Raw genomic sequence first — 12,926 nt, forward strand, 5'->3', positions numbered from 1 at the left:
GGCCTTACGCCGCGGCGCCCGCCTTGCGGCGCCTCATCGCGAACAGCACGCCGGTGCCCGCGAGGATCGCGACGCCGCCGACGGTCGCGAGGACCGGCAGGCCGGAGTCCGCGCCGGTCTCGGCGAGTTCACCGTCGACGTCGACCTCGTCGACCTCGGTGATCTCGTCCTTGCCGCCGGTCTGCGGCTTGGAGTCGTTCGGCTTGCCCGGCTTCGAACCGGCGGGCAGCACCTCGAAGAAGTAGATGCCGAAGTTCTCGTCCTCGGAGGTCCAGCAGCCGTCCTCGGTGAAGTACTCGGCCAGGCCGACGGCGATGCCGACCGCGCTCGGGACCTCACGGTCGACCTTCACCCGCAGGTCGTAGGAGATCGCCTGGCCGCCTTCGAGGGCGAAGGCGTTGAGCGAGCTGCCCTCACCGAACTCGGTGGCGAGGTCGACCCAGGTGCCGCCGCTGCGGACCTGCACGGTGACCAGGTCGCTGTAGTCCTCCTCCAGCTCCCAGTCCAGTGCGGCGACGCCGACGACGGGCACGATGTTCTCGATCGTCTCGTCACCGGAGTTGCTGACGTTGAACGTGAAGTCCGTCCAGCCGCTGCCCGCGACGATGCTCTCGGGCAGACCGGTGAGCGAGCTGTGCAGCACGTCGCTGATGTCCCAGATCGGCGCGCCGTCCTCGTCGATGAGGCACCCCTCGCCCTCCTCCTCGTCCTCGGCCGGGGTGCTCTCGCTCGGCGCCGGGGAGGACTCGGTGGCGGCGGGGCTGGACTCGGCAGGCGCCGGAGCGGTCTCCTCGGTGGACGGAGCCGTCGTGGTCGGCGCCGCCTCGGTCTCCTCGGGGGCCGGACCGGTCGTCTCGGTCGCCTCCGGGGTGGTCTCCTCGGTCTCGGGGGAGCTCTCCTCCGAGGCGGGCGTGCTCTCCACCGCGCTCGGCGCCGCCGAGGTCCCGTCCGTGGCGAACGCGGCCGGGGCGGACATCAGCGCGACCGGCGCGAGGGCGGCTGTCGCGGCGGCGACGGCCAGGGCACGGCGAAGCTTCATGCAGACCTCGGAAAGTCGAAGGTGAGACCTCCGCGTTGGGGGCGCGGGTGTGGCCCTTGGTACGCACGGTTTGATCCACGACCTGGGGGAATGGTTGCGTCCGTACTCACGGAATCTTTATGTGAGCCGTCTCACCTGCGGCGGAGCGCCGGAAAGTGAATGGGCGGACACGGCGAAGGGCCCCGCGGGACGGAGCCGCGGGGCCCTTCTTTCGTCAGCACCGACGTCAGGGCAGCGCCGGTGCCTGGGAGCGGCGCCGGGGGGTTGCGCCGCATGTGGTCGAAGAGGTTCGGACCCCCGGGACACGGGGTCTTCCTCGCATCGTGCTGGAACGCCGGGGCCTTCGCAACCTTTCGGTCCAGCCTTGGAGTTGTCCTGTCGGGAGCGGCCTGATCGCTTCCCGCCGGCCGGCCCCGGGCGTCCCCGGAGCCGACTCTTGGGTGACCGGGCTGCTGTCCCCTGCCGTCCGGTCACAGGACTGGAACGAGGTCCCACGACGCACGCACGTACGTCTCATCGCTCCAGTGAGCCACGCGTGGTTCTTTCGGGCCCGCCCCTGGCTGGCGCGGACAACAGCACCAACGAGGCGTCCGCCGTCACGGTCACGCGCCGTACGGGTGAGGGCGGCCTCGAACTCAGATGCGACCGCGGCACAGTTCGAGCAGCGTCATGGCGAGCGCGGTGCCGGGCTTGCCCAGCGCCTGCCGGTAGTGGTCGAGGATCTCCATCTCGCGGGAGAGGTTCACCCGGCGGCCTCCGGAGGAGATCCGGGCCTCCTGGATCACCGCGGAGACGGCCATCCGTTCCTGGATCAGACCGATGATCCGGTCGTCGAGGGAGTCGATGCGCTCACGGGCGCCGGTGATCACACCGGCGGCCTCGTCGGTACGGGCACCGGTCCTCTCGGTGGCGGTCTGCTCCGTCTTCTCCGTGGCGGTGGCGGTCAGCTCGGCCTTCTCCGTGGCGGTGGCGGTCATGAGGGGCTCCTCGGGGTCGGTGGTGGCGGGGCCCCGGATCGACACGGCCCGGAAACGGCAGGCGCCCCGGGCCTTGTCGGCCCGGGGCGCCTGGGAAGTCGCTTGTCAGTTGCTCAAGCAGCACGACCATGGCAGCCGGCGGGCCGGATGCCATAGGTAAACAGGAAGGTCGTCTGCGTGAGCATGCGGTCAGTATGCCGCGCCCCGCCACGGGCGCCCAACCGGGTTCGCATCCTGAGACGCGAGGGGCCGTTCGCCGCCCCGTTAGAATCGGTGCCACAGCCCTTGTCAAGCCGCCGGAAGGCAACCCGTGTCACCAGCGACCCACGCCGCCCCCGACACCGTCCTGGTCGTCGACTTCGGCGCGCAGTACGCCCAGCTCATCGCCCGTCGCGTCCGCGAGGCACGGGTCTACAGCGAGATCGTGCCGAGCACCATGCCGGTCGAGGAGATGCTCGCCAAGAACCCGGCGGCGATCATCCTCTCCGGCGGCCCCTCGTCCGTGTACGAGGAGGGCGCCCCGCGGATCGACCGCGCGCTCTTCGAGGCCGGCGTCCCCGTCTTCGGCATGTGCTACGGCTTCCAGCTGATGGCGCAGAGCCTCGGCGGCACCGTCGACAACACCGGCGCCCGCGAGTACGGCCGCACCGACCTGCACGTCTCCAAGTCGTCCTCCACCCTCTTCGAGGGCACCCCGGACGAGCAGCACGTGTGGATGTCGCACGGTGACGCCTGCTCCGCCGCCCCCGAGGGCTTCACCGTCACCGCGTCCACGGACGTCGTCCCGGTCGCCGCCTTCGAGAACGACGAGAAGAAGCTCTACGGCGTCCAGTACCACCCGGAGGTCATGCACTCCACGCACGGCCAGCAGGTGCTGGAGCACTTCCTGTACCGCGGCGCCGGGCTCACCCCGTCGTGGACCACGGGCAATGTCATCGACGAGCAGGTCGCGGCCATCCGCGAGCAGGTCGGCGACAAGCGCGCCATCTGCGGTCTGTCCGGCGGCGTCGACTCCGCGGTGGCCGCCGCGCTCGTCCAGAAGGCCATCGGCTCCCAGCTCACCTGCGTCTACGTCGACCACGGCTTGATGCGCAAGGGCGAGACCGAGCAGGTCGAGAAGGACTTCGTGGCCGCGACCGGCGTGCAGCTGAAGGTCGTGGACGCCGAGGAGCGCTTCCTCACCGCCCTGAAGGGGGTCTCCGACCCCGAGGAGAAGCGGAAGATCATCGGCCGCGAGTTCATCCGGGTCTTCGAGCAGGCACAGGCCGAGATCATCGCGGACGAGGGTCCGGCGGTGGAGTTCCTGGTGCAGGGCACGCTCTACCCGGACGTCGTGGAGTCCGGCGGCGGTACCGGCACCGCCAACATCAAGTCCCACCACAACGTGGGCGGCCTCCCCGAGGACCTTGAGTTCAAGCTCATCGAGCCGCTGCGCAAGCTGTTCAAGGACGAGGTCCGGATGGTCGGCCAGGAACTGGGCCTGCCCGAGGAGATCGTCCAGCGCCAGCCCTTCCCGGGCCCGGGCCTCGGTATCCGGATCGTCGGCGAGGTCACCAAGGAGCGCCTGGACCTGCTGCGCGAGGCCGACGCCATCGCCCGCGAGGAGCTGACCGCGGCCGGCCTGGACCGCGACATCTGGCAGTGCCCGGTGGTCCTGCTCGCCGACGTCCGCTCGGTGGGCGTCCAGGGCGACGGCCGCACCTACGGCCACCCGATCGTGCTGCGCCCGGTCTCCTCCGAGGACGCCATGACGGCCGACTGGTCGCGTCTGCCGTACGAGGTCCTCGCGAAGATCTCCACCCGGATCACCAACGAGGTGCGGGACGTCAACCGCGTCGTCCTGGACGTCACCTCGAAGCCGCCGGGGACCATCGAGTGGGAGTAGGGGCTCCTACGGCCCTCAGGTGCGCTTGATGACGCGCACCGACTCGCCGGGCTTCCAGATCTGCAGGACGAGGTACTTCTCGTCCTCGACGTAGGTCCGTACGACCTCCGTCAGCTCGGCACGGAAGAGGTGGAACGGCTCCGGCTGTTCCGCCTCTTCCGCTTTTTGCGGTTCCTCTGCACCGTACGCGGCCTTCACGGCCGGGTCCTCGACCTCGATCGCCCGGCCGCTGATCCGTACGTCGCCGCCGCCCATGCCGGTGCCTTCCCCCGGGTTCGCCATGAGCGAGAAACGGGGGTCGCGGCGCAGGTCGAGCGCCTTCAGGGAGTCCGCCATCATCCCGAGCCACAGCTCACCGTTCTTGAAGGTGGCCTCCAGGCCGGTGGTGCGCGGCGAGCCGTCCTTGCGGAGCGTGGCGAGGACATGGTGGGTGTAGGCGCCGAACCGCTCCTCCACGGTGCGCGCGAACCCCGGTTCCGCCGCGGCGAAAGCCGCCCAGTTCAGTGTCATACGGCCAGTCTGGCGCCGATACCCGACATCTTCTGTCCGGATTGCTCCGGGGCGGTGGGCCGGGTGTCCGCCGGTGCTCAGACCTCGTGCGGGACGGGCCGTACGAACCGGTCCAGGCCCTCCTGGTCCCGCACCAGGTAGACGTGCAGTGCCTTTTCCTTGCCCTCGACCCGGGCGTCGGCGTACCGGAAGCCGTACGCCTCCGCGAGGTACGCCAGCGACGCCACCGTCCGCACCTTCCCGAACGGAAGATGCAGCTCGACGACGTCCTGGGACGAGACCTGCCGCATGACCGCGGTGATGTGCTGCTCGGCGAGGCTCATGAGAGCTCCTGAGGTGCGGATGGCCGGAAAACGGCGCTGAACTTCCCATTCCGGCTGTCAGACCGGCAAGCCGTGGTGAAGGTGGTGCACCCTGTTTCTGTTGCGTACGTCATGTTTGCGCAATGCCCTGTTGCGGTAGAGCCGACCGACGGTAGCTTCCGCCCGTACGATCACCGAGTGCCGGAGGACTCGATGCACGGGACGACCGGGCCCACCCCGCCCCCCGCCCTCCCGACGGACCGGTTGCGGTTCGCCATGCCTCCCAGGCACGACTCCGTCGAGGACGAACGCCGGCACCGCAAGGAACGGCTCGCGGGCGCCCTGCGCGTCTTCGCCCGCCTCGGCTTCGAGGACGGCGTCTCGGGACACATCACCGCGCGCGACCCCGAGTACAGCGACTGCTTCTGGGTGAACCCCTTCGGCATGCCCTTCCGGCACGTCACCGTCAGCGACCTGGTGCTGGCCAACTCCGAGGGGCAGGTCGTCGAGGGCCGCTACCACGTCAACCAGGCCGCCTTCACCGTCCACGCCCAGGTCCACGCCGCCCGTCCCGACGTCGTCGCCGTCGCCCACTGCCACTCCGTGCACGGCCGCGCCCTCGCCGCCCTCGGCGAACTGCTCGACCCGATCACCCAGGAGAGCTGCGCCTTCTACGAGGACCTCGCCCTCTACAACGCCTACAGCGGTGTCGCCGTCGACGCCGAGGAGGGCCGCCGGATCGCCGCCGCCCTCGGCTCCTGCAAGGCGCTGGTGCTGCGCAACCACGGGCTGCTGACCGTGGGGGACTCGGTGGACGCGGCGGCCTGGTGGTTCCTGTCCCTGGAACGCTCCTGCCAGGTCCAGCTCGCCGCGAAGGCGGCGGGCCGTCCCGTCCTCATCGACCACAAGGCCGCGGTCGCCACCCGCGAGCAGCTCGGCGGGGACCTGGTGGCGTGGATCAACTACCAGCCGATGTGGCAGGACATCAGCCGCAGCGAGCCTGACCTGCTCAGCTAGGTTCACCGAGGCCGAGGCTTCAGAAGCCGCGCAGCACCGCCGCCTTCGTCATCGCGAACTCCTCGTCCGTGAGCACCCCGTCGCGGTGCAGCTCGCCCAACTCCCGCAGCCTGCGCAGCAGCACGTCATGGTGGTCGGACGGCGGCGGCACGGGCGCGGTGAGCCGGCCGGCCGGTTCGGTGTATCCCACGCCGGTACGGGTGGAGGGGTGCGGCAACCTGGCGGTCACCGCGGTCGCGACCAGCGCGGTGAGCAGATCCCGGCGCGCGCTGCCCCACAGGTCCAGGGCGTACGGGTCCTTCTCCGGCGGGAGCTTGGACAGCGCCGTCTCCCGGGTCACGAACCGCAGGAAGCCGTCCTCGTAACCCGAGTTGGGCAGCCACTCCACCTGTACGACATCCGCGATGCTGATGATCCGCGGCCCGGTCGCCCGCTTGACCCGGTCGGAGGTGTCGGCCCAGTCGATACGGATCTGGATGCCGTCGAAGGAGACCGTGCCGTCGGAGGAGCGCACCGACACCGGCACCGGGGGACCGGGCAGCAGATAGGCCTTGGTGGGTTCGGCGGGGATCTGGTCCAGCAGCAGCGAGCGGCGGATCTCCTCAGCCACGTACTCGGCGACCCCGGCCCGGTCGACGTCCACCGTCAGCCGGTACGGGTCCGCGGGCTCGGGCAGCCGTCCGCCGGTCGCCTGGAGCAGCGGGTCGGCGCCCTCGCGCAGCCGCATCCGCAACCGCCCCCGCTTGCGCTCGGGTTCGAAGACGACCCCGGCCACGGCCTCCAGAGGGACGGCGATCTCCCCGTACGTCTGCCGGAACAGCGGCACCGAGCGGTGCAGGCCCGGTGTGATCCTGATCGTGGTGCCGTCGAAGGCCCAGGTCCCGTCGCGCTGGATGATCTCGGCCATGGACCGATTCTCCCAGCCGGGTCAACACGGCGGTTCGGACATCACTCCTCGCGGCCCTCCCACGAAGCGGACCTGCCGGGCGGGGGCGGGGTGGCGTAGGGCACAATTCGCTCGCGTCGCAGTGGAGTTGTGGCGTGACGGAGCATGGGGAGAGGCGGGCGTCGGTCGTGGCGGTGCAGGACGCGAGACAGCGCGCGGAGGTGGGTGCGCACGACGGCGGCTGCACCTGCGGGGACTGTCCGCACGGGGTGCGGGAGGGACATCGGCGGGCGGTCGCCGAATTCCTGTCGAAGCGGGACGAGTTCGCCGCCGGTCAGGGACTGCCCGCCGCCGTGGCCCACTCGGCCTCCGCCTCCCGCCAGTGGGTGTCGGAGGAACTGACCCAGTCCGCGGTCCTCGTCGCCGAACGCCGCCGCGCCGAGGGCGAGGCCTGGCTGGCCCGCCTCTGGCGCCGCAGCGTGTACACCCTGTGGGGCCTGGTCGTCCTGCTCCTGCTGGTGCAGGCGCTGACCGCGATCGGCCCGGGCTGGACCACCGCCCGCACGGCCGGACTGCTCGCCGCCGTGGTGACCGCGGGCGCGCTGACCGCCGCGTCCTACCTCCACCGCGCCCGCGGCGGCGCGCTGGCGCCGGTCATCGGCGAGGACAACCGGCTGTCCACCTCGCGCGCGGTGGCCGCGGCCTGGGTGCTCTTCGTGGCCTACGCCGTGCTGTTCCTGGCCGGCCGCCTCGCCGCCGCCTCCGACCCCGGCGAACGCGACGACCTGATCGCCGGCCTCGAACTGGCCCGCGGCGCCGGGGTGGTGACCGTCCTGGCCGTGGTGTGCGCGGTCGCGGTCCTCGTCCGCCGGGTGGTGGGCGTGCGGGTGCTGGGCCAGCGCCTGCAGAAGGTACGGGCCGACCGCCCCCGCGCCGCCGACCTCCTCACCGACGACGCGGGCCGGGGCACCTTCGCGGACATCCAGTACGTCGTGATCGGCGCGGTGGCCCTGCTGTTCGCCGCGGTACGCCTGGGCCGCCGCCCCGACCAGCTCCCGGACCTGCCCTGGGGCCTGGCCCTGGTCGTCCTGATCTCCGCCGCGACCTACGTGGCCGGGAAGTACGCCGAGGGCGGGCGCCCGGTGATCCTCTCCGTGGTCCGCTCCCGGGAGGCCGGCGACCTCGACGGCCCGATCCGTACCGGCGACGACATCGAGATCCGCGGCGCCGGTTTCGTGCCCCCGGGTGCCGGCACCGCCGACCGTCTCGCCCGCATGGTCGTCCGCATCGGCCCGGTCAACGTCCACGTCCCCCTCGTCCCGGTCCGGGGCGGCTTCAGCAACCCCACCGACACGGTCCTGACGGTCCCCGTCCCCGCGGACGTGGAACCTGGCCGGGTAGAGGTCCAGGTGGTCACGGCCGCGGGCGTCGAGACGGGGCGGTACGCCATCGACGTGACGGACTGACCCGGCGCCGGTCGGGAACGACGCGGAACGGAGCCGCGGGGGCGTGATGCGGGACGGAGCCGCGGGGGCGTGATGCGGGACGGACCCGCGGGGGCGTGATGCGGACGGGGCGGGCGTCGTGCCGCGGGTGCCGCGGCGCCGCAGCGGAGGCGCTCTCCGGAAAGCCCCTCCGGCAGGGGCGAAAAACCGTCATCACGGAGAAAATGGTCTGGTCAGGATTGAGCGGTCCCCAGCCGGTATACGTATCCCTCTTCGAGGGGCACGTCCCGACGGGCGAGAGGCGGCACCGATGACCCACGGCTTCCGTACGGACACGCACGACCCCTATCTCGACGGCGGCGGCCGGAACTGGCGCGACCTCGCCACCCAGTACGCCCTCCTTCCCCTCCGGATCTTCCTGGGCGTCACCTTCATCTACGCCTCCCTCGACAAACTCACCGACAGTGCCTTCCTGAAGGACTCCGGCTCCGGCTCCATCGGCGACATGATGCGCGCGGTGCGGGACTCCTCCGCCATCCCCTCCATGGTCGACATGGCCCTCGACAACCCCGTGGCCTTCGGCTACGCCATCGCCTTCGGCGAGCTGGCCGTCGGTATCGGCACCCTCCTCGGCGTCTTCGCCCGCCTCGCCGCCCTCGGCGGCGCCCTGATCTCCCTCAGCCTCTGGCTCACGGTGAGCTGGGCAGCGGAGCCGTACTACTACGGCAACGACCTCGCCTACCTGATGGCGTGGCTGCCCCTGGTCCTGGCCGGTGCCCCCTATCTCTCCGTGGACGCGATGCTCCGGGAGCGCAAGAGGGAACGGTCGGTGTTCCAACGGTCGGGGTACGAGACGTAACAGCGGACCAGGGGGACCGGGGAGGGCGGACCCACCCCGGCTCGGAGCGGCGCGCCCCGGCGGGCAGGGTCGCCCCGGCCCGAACGGGGGCCCGCGCCCGTCCCACCTCAGCGCGGAGCGCCCCGGACGGGGCCGGTGTCTCCGGGCCCGCCCTCCCTCAGAGCGGTGCCCTCCGGCCGGCCCCCGCCTCGGGGCGGGAGCCGTTCCGTCTGCGTATCCCGCGGAACAGCAGCCCCGTCGCCCCCGCCAGGAACAGGCCGCCCACCACCACAGGGACGGCCACGAACCACGGTGTCTCCCACGCCCCGCCCGCGTCACCGGCGAACAGCACGCCCGCGAGGGTCAGGAAGGTGCCCGCGACCAGCCGACCGGGCTGGAACTCATGACGCAGCACGGCTCACCTCCGCCTGTCCCAGGCCCACATTGAGGTCGAGTTCGATGGTGCCCGCGGCCTTGGAACCCTTGACCGGCTTCAGGGTGACCTCCTTGTTCTGGCCCGGTGCCACATCCACGTCCTCCTTGTCCTCCCCGGGCAGCTGGATGTCCCCGATGCCCACGTTGATGTTCGCCTCGACGGTCACCTCCGGCGGCACGATCACCTTCAGCTGCCCGACGCCCACGTCGGCCCTGGTGGTCACCGTCTTGCCCTTGGCCACATCCAGCCCGCTCAGGTCCAGGGTGCCGACGCCGGTGCCCAGGTCGTAGCGCGGCTCGACCTCCGCCACGGTGGCCGGCTCCCAGGCGGTGCGTATCCACTTCGTGCCGATGTCCTTGGGCAGTGCCGCCGACGCGGCCAGCATCCCCGCCGTGAGCACCGCCAGGAAGACCGACCCGGCGCCGGTACGCCCGAGGAACGAGCTGGCCGCGATCCCGACGCCGAACACGATCAGCGCCGCGGCCAGGCCCGTCTGGAGGCTGGTGCCGAGCGGTTCGTGCTCCCAGGTCAGGCCGGTGCCCAGGCCACCGGCGAGCAGAGCCAGCAGGAATATCCACCCGCCGATCCAGCGCGGGCCGCGCGGTCGGGGCGGGCCGGGGCGGCGGAACGCCGGGTCCGCCGGCCGGTGCCCGTACCCCGGGCCCAGGCTGACGTCGACCGCCGCCGCTATCTCCCGGTCCCGGGAGTCGTGGGGCCCCCACAGATAGCCGGTGCCGCCGTCGTGCGTGCCGTCCTTGACGATGGGGTCGCGCCACCAGGAGGGGTAGGCCGCGGGCACCGGCGGCGCCTTGGCCTCCGGCGGGGCGTCGGCGACGGCCTGCGCGGCGAGCGGATCGGGGTCGGCGCCGCCGCGCTGCCGCGACCAGTACCCGGCGCCCGCCAGGAGCAGGGAGAGTATGACGGCGAAGGACAGCACCCCGCCGTTCGTCATCATGGTCAGGAACACCCCGCAGCCGACCAGCGCGAACAGCACCGCCGCCAGCGCCTGGCCGTCCACCCGGCCGGTCAGCAGCTTGCGGACCTCGTTCTCCTCCTCGTCCTCGTAGGGCACGAGGAGCCAGGCGAAGCCGTAGAAGATCAGACCGAGGCCGCCGGTCGCGGAGAGGACCGCGAGGGTGATCCGGAAGATCACCGGGTCCATGTCGCACTGGCGTCCCAGCCCCGAGCACACCCCGGCGAGCATCTTGTGCCGCCGGTCCCGGTGCCACCGGTCGGGGAGCTGGATGCCCCCTCCCTCTTCCTGCGCGGGCCCGTGCGCGCGCGAGCCCCCGTCCGCACCGGGAGCCGGGTCCGCGGCGGGTGCGGCGTCCCGCGGCCCGGTGCCCCCGCTGGGGCGCGGGCCGGAGCCGGGTCCCGGACCCGTCGCGGCGTGCTCGTGATCAGTCATGCGTCCATGGTGACGGCCGGGGCGCCCCGGCGGCAGTGGGAACGACCCTGGCCGGACCCTGATATCGCCCCTGACCCGACGCCCGGGAGGGCTCCGCGCCGGCGGCGGTTCGAAGATCGGGGGAGTCTCGGGGGTGAACCCTGATGCTCCGCTGCGCCGACCGTGTGACCATCGAAGGCATGTCGGAAGCCGCAGCAGCGCCCCTCGCAGAACCGCGGCCGCCGCGCAAGCTCTACCGCAGCAGCGACGGACGCTGGCTCGGGGGCGTGGCGCGGGGGCTGGCCGGACACCTCGGGCTGCCCGTGGTCTGGGTGCGGCTGGTCTTCGTCGGACTGTTCATGGCGGACGGCCTGGGCGCCCTGCTGTACGCGGCGTTCTGGTTCTTCGTACCGCTCGGCGTGGGTGGCGTCGGCGGGCAGAAGCCGCCCTCCCTCGTCACCACCGAGACCTCGGCGGACGGCCGCCGCAGACTCGTCGCCCGCAGACCGGACCGCGGCCAGATCGTCGCCCTGCTCCTCATGGTCGTGGTGGCCATGATCTTCGTGGGCAGCGTCGACTTCGGCAGCGGCGCCCAGGCCTACCTCTGGCCCGCCGTGCTCGTGGCCGCCGGTGTCGCCCTGGTCTGGCGGCAGGCGGACAACGCCCGCCGGGCCCGCTGGATGGAGGTCGGCCGCAGACGGCGCACGCTCAATCTGCTGCGCGCGGCCGGCGGTGTGCTGCTGGTGACCGCGGGCGTCACCGGCATCTTCGTGCTCCAGGGCTCCGCCGCCCACCTCGGCTCCGTCCTCCAGGCCGCCCTGGCCGTCCTCGTGGGGATAACACTCCTCGCCGGGCCGTACCTCGTCCGTATGACCCAGGACCTCTCCGAGGAGCGCCTGATGCGCATCCGCGCCCAGGAGCGGGCCGAGGTCGCCGCCCATGTCCACGACTCCGTGCTGCACACCCTGACCCTGATCCAGCGCAACGCGGAGAACGCGAGCGAGGTGCGTCGCCTCGCCCGCGCCCAGGAGCGCGATCTGCGCACCTGGCTGTACAAGCCCGAGGGCACCGGCAAGGACGAGGAGGACGAGCCGGCCACGCTCGCCGACGCGGTCCGGCGCAACGCCGCCGAGGTGGAGGACAAGCACGGCGTCCCCATCGAGGTCGTCGTGGTCGGCGACTGCCCGCTCGACGAGAGGACCGGCGCCCAGATGCAGGCGGCGCGCGAAGCGATGGTGAACGCCGCCAAGTACGGTGGCGAGGGCGGCGCCGTGCAGGTCTACGCCGAGGTCGAGGGGAGGACGGTCTTCGTGTCCGTCCGGGACCGCGGCCCCGGTTTCGATCTCGACTCGATACCCGCCGACCGCATGGGCGTCAGAGAATCGATCATCGGCCGCATGGAGCGCAACGGCGGCACGGCGCGGCTGCGCGCGGTGCCCGACGGCGGCACGGAGGTCGAACTGGAGATGGAGAGGGCGGAGAAGACGTCATGAGCGACGAGGCGAACGGTACGGCGGAGGCCACCGGCAGCGCGGGGGAGCGCCGGGTGCGTGTGGTCCTCGTCGACGACCACCGCATGTTCCGCACGGGAGTCCAGGCCGAGATCGGGCAGACCGAGCAGACCGGTGTCGAGGTCGTCGGGGAGGCCGCGGACGTCGACCAGGCGGTCACGGTCATCACCGCGACCCGGCCCGAGGTGGTCCTGCTCGATGTGCATCTGCCGGGCGGCGGCGGGGTCGAAGTGCTGCGCCGCTGCGCGCCGTTGATGGCCGACACCGAGCGGCCCGTGCGCTTCCTCGCCCTGTCCGTGTCGGACGCCGCGGAGGATGTGATCGGGGTGATCCGCGGGGGCGCGCGGGGCTATGTCACCAAGACGATCACCGGGACCGACCTGGTCGACTCCATCTTCCGGGTCCAGGAGGGCGACGCGGTCTTCTCGCCCCGCCTGGCCGGCTTCGTGCTGGACGCGTTCGCCTCCACCGACGCCCCTCCGGTCGACGAGGACCTGGACCGGCTCACCCAGCGCGAGCGCGAGGTGCTGCGGCTGATCGCCCGGGGCTACGCCTACAAGGAGATCGCCAAGCAGCTGTTCATCTCGGTGAAGACGGTCGAGTCCCATGTCTCGGCGGTGCTGCGCAAGCTCCAGCTGTCCAACCGGCACGAGCTGACGCGATGGGCGACGGCGCGACGGCTGGTGTGACTCC

At 71.9% G+C, this 12,926-nt stretch carries 13 protein-coding genes; 6 read left to right on the top strand and 7 right to left on the bottom strand.

The window, feature by feature from the left end; genetic code table 11:
* Positions 1-4 precede the first annotated feature (4 nt).
* Together ACZ7L7_RS09865 and ACZ7L7_RS09870 are read right to left on the bottom strand one after the other, a co-directional pair.
* On the bottom strand, positions 5-1,039 hold the full coding sequence (locus tag ACZ7L7_RS09865; RefSeq protein WP_285510563.1) for an LPXTG cell wall anchor domain-containing protein: 1,035 nt from the start codon (positions 1,037-1,039) through the stop codon (positions 5-7).
* Positions 1,040-1,674: 635 nt separating this feature from the next.
* Positions 1,675-2,016 carry a chorismate mutase gene (locus ACZ7L7_RS09870; protein ID WP_453606486.1) on the bottom strand — a complete coding sequence of 114 codons (342 nt, stop codon included), beginning with the start codon at positions 2,014-2,016 and terminating at the stop codon, positions 1,675-1,677.
* Between the two features lie 310 nt (positions 2,017-2,326).
* Between ACZ7L7_RS09870 and guaA the strand changes: the two genes are divergently transcribed.
* Positions 2,327-3,901, top strand: a complete 1,575-nt coding sequence (guaA, locus tag ACZ7L7_RS09875) for a glutamine-hydrolyzing GMP synthase (RefSeq protein ID WP_285510561.1) — start codon at positions 2,327-2,329, stop codon at positions 3,899-3,901.
* Between the two features lie 15 nt (positions 3,902-3,916).
* Here the strand turns inward: guaA and ACZ7L7_RS09880 are convergent, their stop codons facing one another.
* Both ACZ7L7_RS09880 and ACZ7L7_RS09885 read right to left on the bottom strand, forming a co-directional pair.
* Complete coding sequence (locus ACZ7L7_RS09880) at positions 3,917-4,411, bottom strand: pyridoxamine 5'-phosphate oxidase family protein (protein ID WP_472075479.1); 495 nt, start codon at positions 4,409-4,411, stop codon at positions 3,917-3,919.
* A gap of 77 nt (positions 4,412-4,488) precedes the next feature.
* Positions 4,489-4,734 (bottom strand): hypothetical protein, encoded by a 246-nt coding sequence (locus ACZ7L7_RS09885; RefSeq protein WP_472075481.1) that lies wholly within the window; start codon positions 4,732-4,734, stop codon positions 4,489-4,491.
* A 192-nt stretch (positions 4,735-4,926) separates the two neighbouring features.
* Here ACZ7L7_RS09885 and ACZ7L7_RS09890 point away from each other — a divergent pair, with 192 nt between their 5' ends.
* Entirely contained in the window at positions 4,927-5,730 is an 804-nt protein-coding gene (locus ACZ7L7_RS09890; RefSeq protein ID WP_285510737.1) for a class II aldolase/adducin family protein, read from the top strand.
* 19 nt (positions 5,731-5,749) lie between these two features.
* Here the strand turns inward: ACZ7L7_RS09890 and ACZ7L7_RS09895 are convergent, their stop codons facing one another.
* Positions 5,750-6,637 (bottom strand): DUF4429 domain-containing protein, encoded by an 888-nt coding sequence (locus ACZ7L7_RS09895; protein ID WP_285510558.1) that lies wholly within the window; start codon positions 6,635-6,637, stop codon positions 5,750-5,752.
* A 167-nt stretch (positions 6,638-6,804) separates the two neighbouring features.
* Here ACZ7L7_RS09895 and ACZ7L7_RS09900 point away from each other — a divergent pair, with 167 nt between their 5' ends.
* A complete protein-coding gene (locus tag ACZ7L7_RS09900; protein WP_453606532.1) occupies positions 6,805-8,082 on the top strand; it encodes a hypothetical protein in 1,278 nt (425 codons plus the stop codon).
* A gap of 289 nt (positions 8,083-8,371) precedes the next feature.
* Positions 8,372-8,920, top strand: a complete 549-nt coding sequence (locus ACZ7L7_RS09905) for a DoxX family protein (protein ID WP_285510557.1) — start codon at positions 8,372-8,374, stop codon at positions 8,918-8,920.
* A gap of 157 nt (positions 8,921-9,077) precedes the next feature.
* On the opposite strand, the gene ACZ7L7_RS09910 is transcribed toward ACZ7L7_RS09905, so the two are convergent.
* A complete protein-coding gene (locus ACZ7L7_RS09910) occupies positions 9,078-9,314 on the bottom strand; it encodes a hypothetical protein (RefSeq protein WP_285510556.1) in 237 nt (78 codons plus the stop codon).
* Entirely contained in the window at positions 9,301-10,743 is a 1,443-nt protein-coding gene (locus tag ACZ7L7_RS09915) for a PspC domain-containing protein (protein WP_453606493.1), read from the bottom strand. The genes ACZ7L7_RS09910 and ACZ7L7_RS09915 overlap by 14 nt, the downstream gene beginning before the upstream one ends.
* A 179-nt stretch (positions 10,744-10,922) precedes the next feature.
* Between ACZ7L7_RS09915 and ACZ7L7_RS09920 the strand changes: the two genes are divergently transcribed.
* Positions 10,923-12,215 (top strand): ATP-binding protein, encoded by a 1,293-nt coding sequence (locus ACZ7L7_RS09920; protein WP_093723743.1) that lies wholly within the window; start codon positions 10,923-10,925, stop codon positions 12,213-12,215.
* On the top strand, positions 12,212-12,922 hold the full coding sequence (locus ACZ7L7_RS09925; protein ID WP_093723723.1) for a LuxR C-terminal-related transcriptional regulator: 711 nt from the start codon (positions 12,212-12,214) through the stop codon (positions 12,920-12,922). Before ACZ7L7_RS09920 ends, ACZ7L7_RS09925 begins: the two co-directional genes overlap by 4 nt.
* The last annotated feature ends 4 nt before the right edge of the window (positions 12,923-12,926 follow it).

The organism is Streptomyces sp. NPDC110618, from assembly GCF_055657065.1.

What these genes read in the sequence shown, in the direction of transcription:
- ACZ7L7_RS09865 (WP_285510563.1), bottom strand. Translation starts at nt 1,039, where the DNA reads ATGAAGCTTCGCCGTGCCCTGGCCGTCGCCGCCGCGACAGCCGCCCTC.
- ACZ7L7_RS09870 (WP_453606486.1), bottom strand. Translation starts at nt 2,016, where the DNA reads ATGACCGCCACCGCCACGGAGAAGGCCGAGCTGACCGCCACCGCCACG.
- ACZ7L7_RS09880 (WP_472075479.1), bottom strand. Translation starts at nt 4,411, where the DNA reads ATGACACTGAACTGGGCGGCTTTCGCCGCGGCGGAACCGGGGTTCGCG.
- ACZ7L7_RS09885 (WP_472075481.1), bottom strand. Translation starts at nt 4,734, where the DNA reads ATGAGCCTCGCCGAGCAGCACATCACCGCGGTCATGCGGCAGGTCTCG.
- ACZ7L7_RS09890 (WP_285510737.1), top strand. Translation starts at nt 4,927, where the DNA reads ATGCACGGGACGACCGGGCCCACCCCGCCCCCCGCCCTCCCGACGGAC.
- ACZ7L7_RS09895 (WP_285510558.1), bottom strand. Translation starts at nt 6,637, where the DNA reads ATGGCCGAGATCATCCAGCGCGACGGGACCTGGGCCTTCGACGGCACC.
- ACZ7L7_RS09905 (WP_285510557.1), top strand. Translation starts at nt 8,372, where the DNA reads ATGACCCACGGCTTCCGTACGGACACGCACGACCCCTATCTCGACGGC.
- ACZ7L7_RS09915 (WP_453606493.1), bottom strand. Translation starts at nt 10,743, where the DNA reads ATGACTGATCACGAGCACGCCGCGACGGGTCCGGGACCCGGCTCCGGC.
- ACZ7L7_RS09920 (WP_093723743.1), top strand. Translation starts at nt 10,923, where the DNA reads ATGTCGGAAGCCGCAGCAGCGCCCCTCGCAGAACCGCGGCCGCCGCGC.
- ACZ7L7_RS09925 (WP_093723723.1), top strand. Translation starts at nt 12,212, where the DNA reads ATGAGCGACGAGGCGAACGGTACGGCGGAGGCCACCGGCAGCGCGGGG.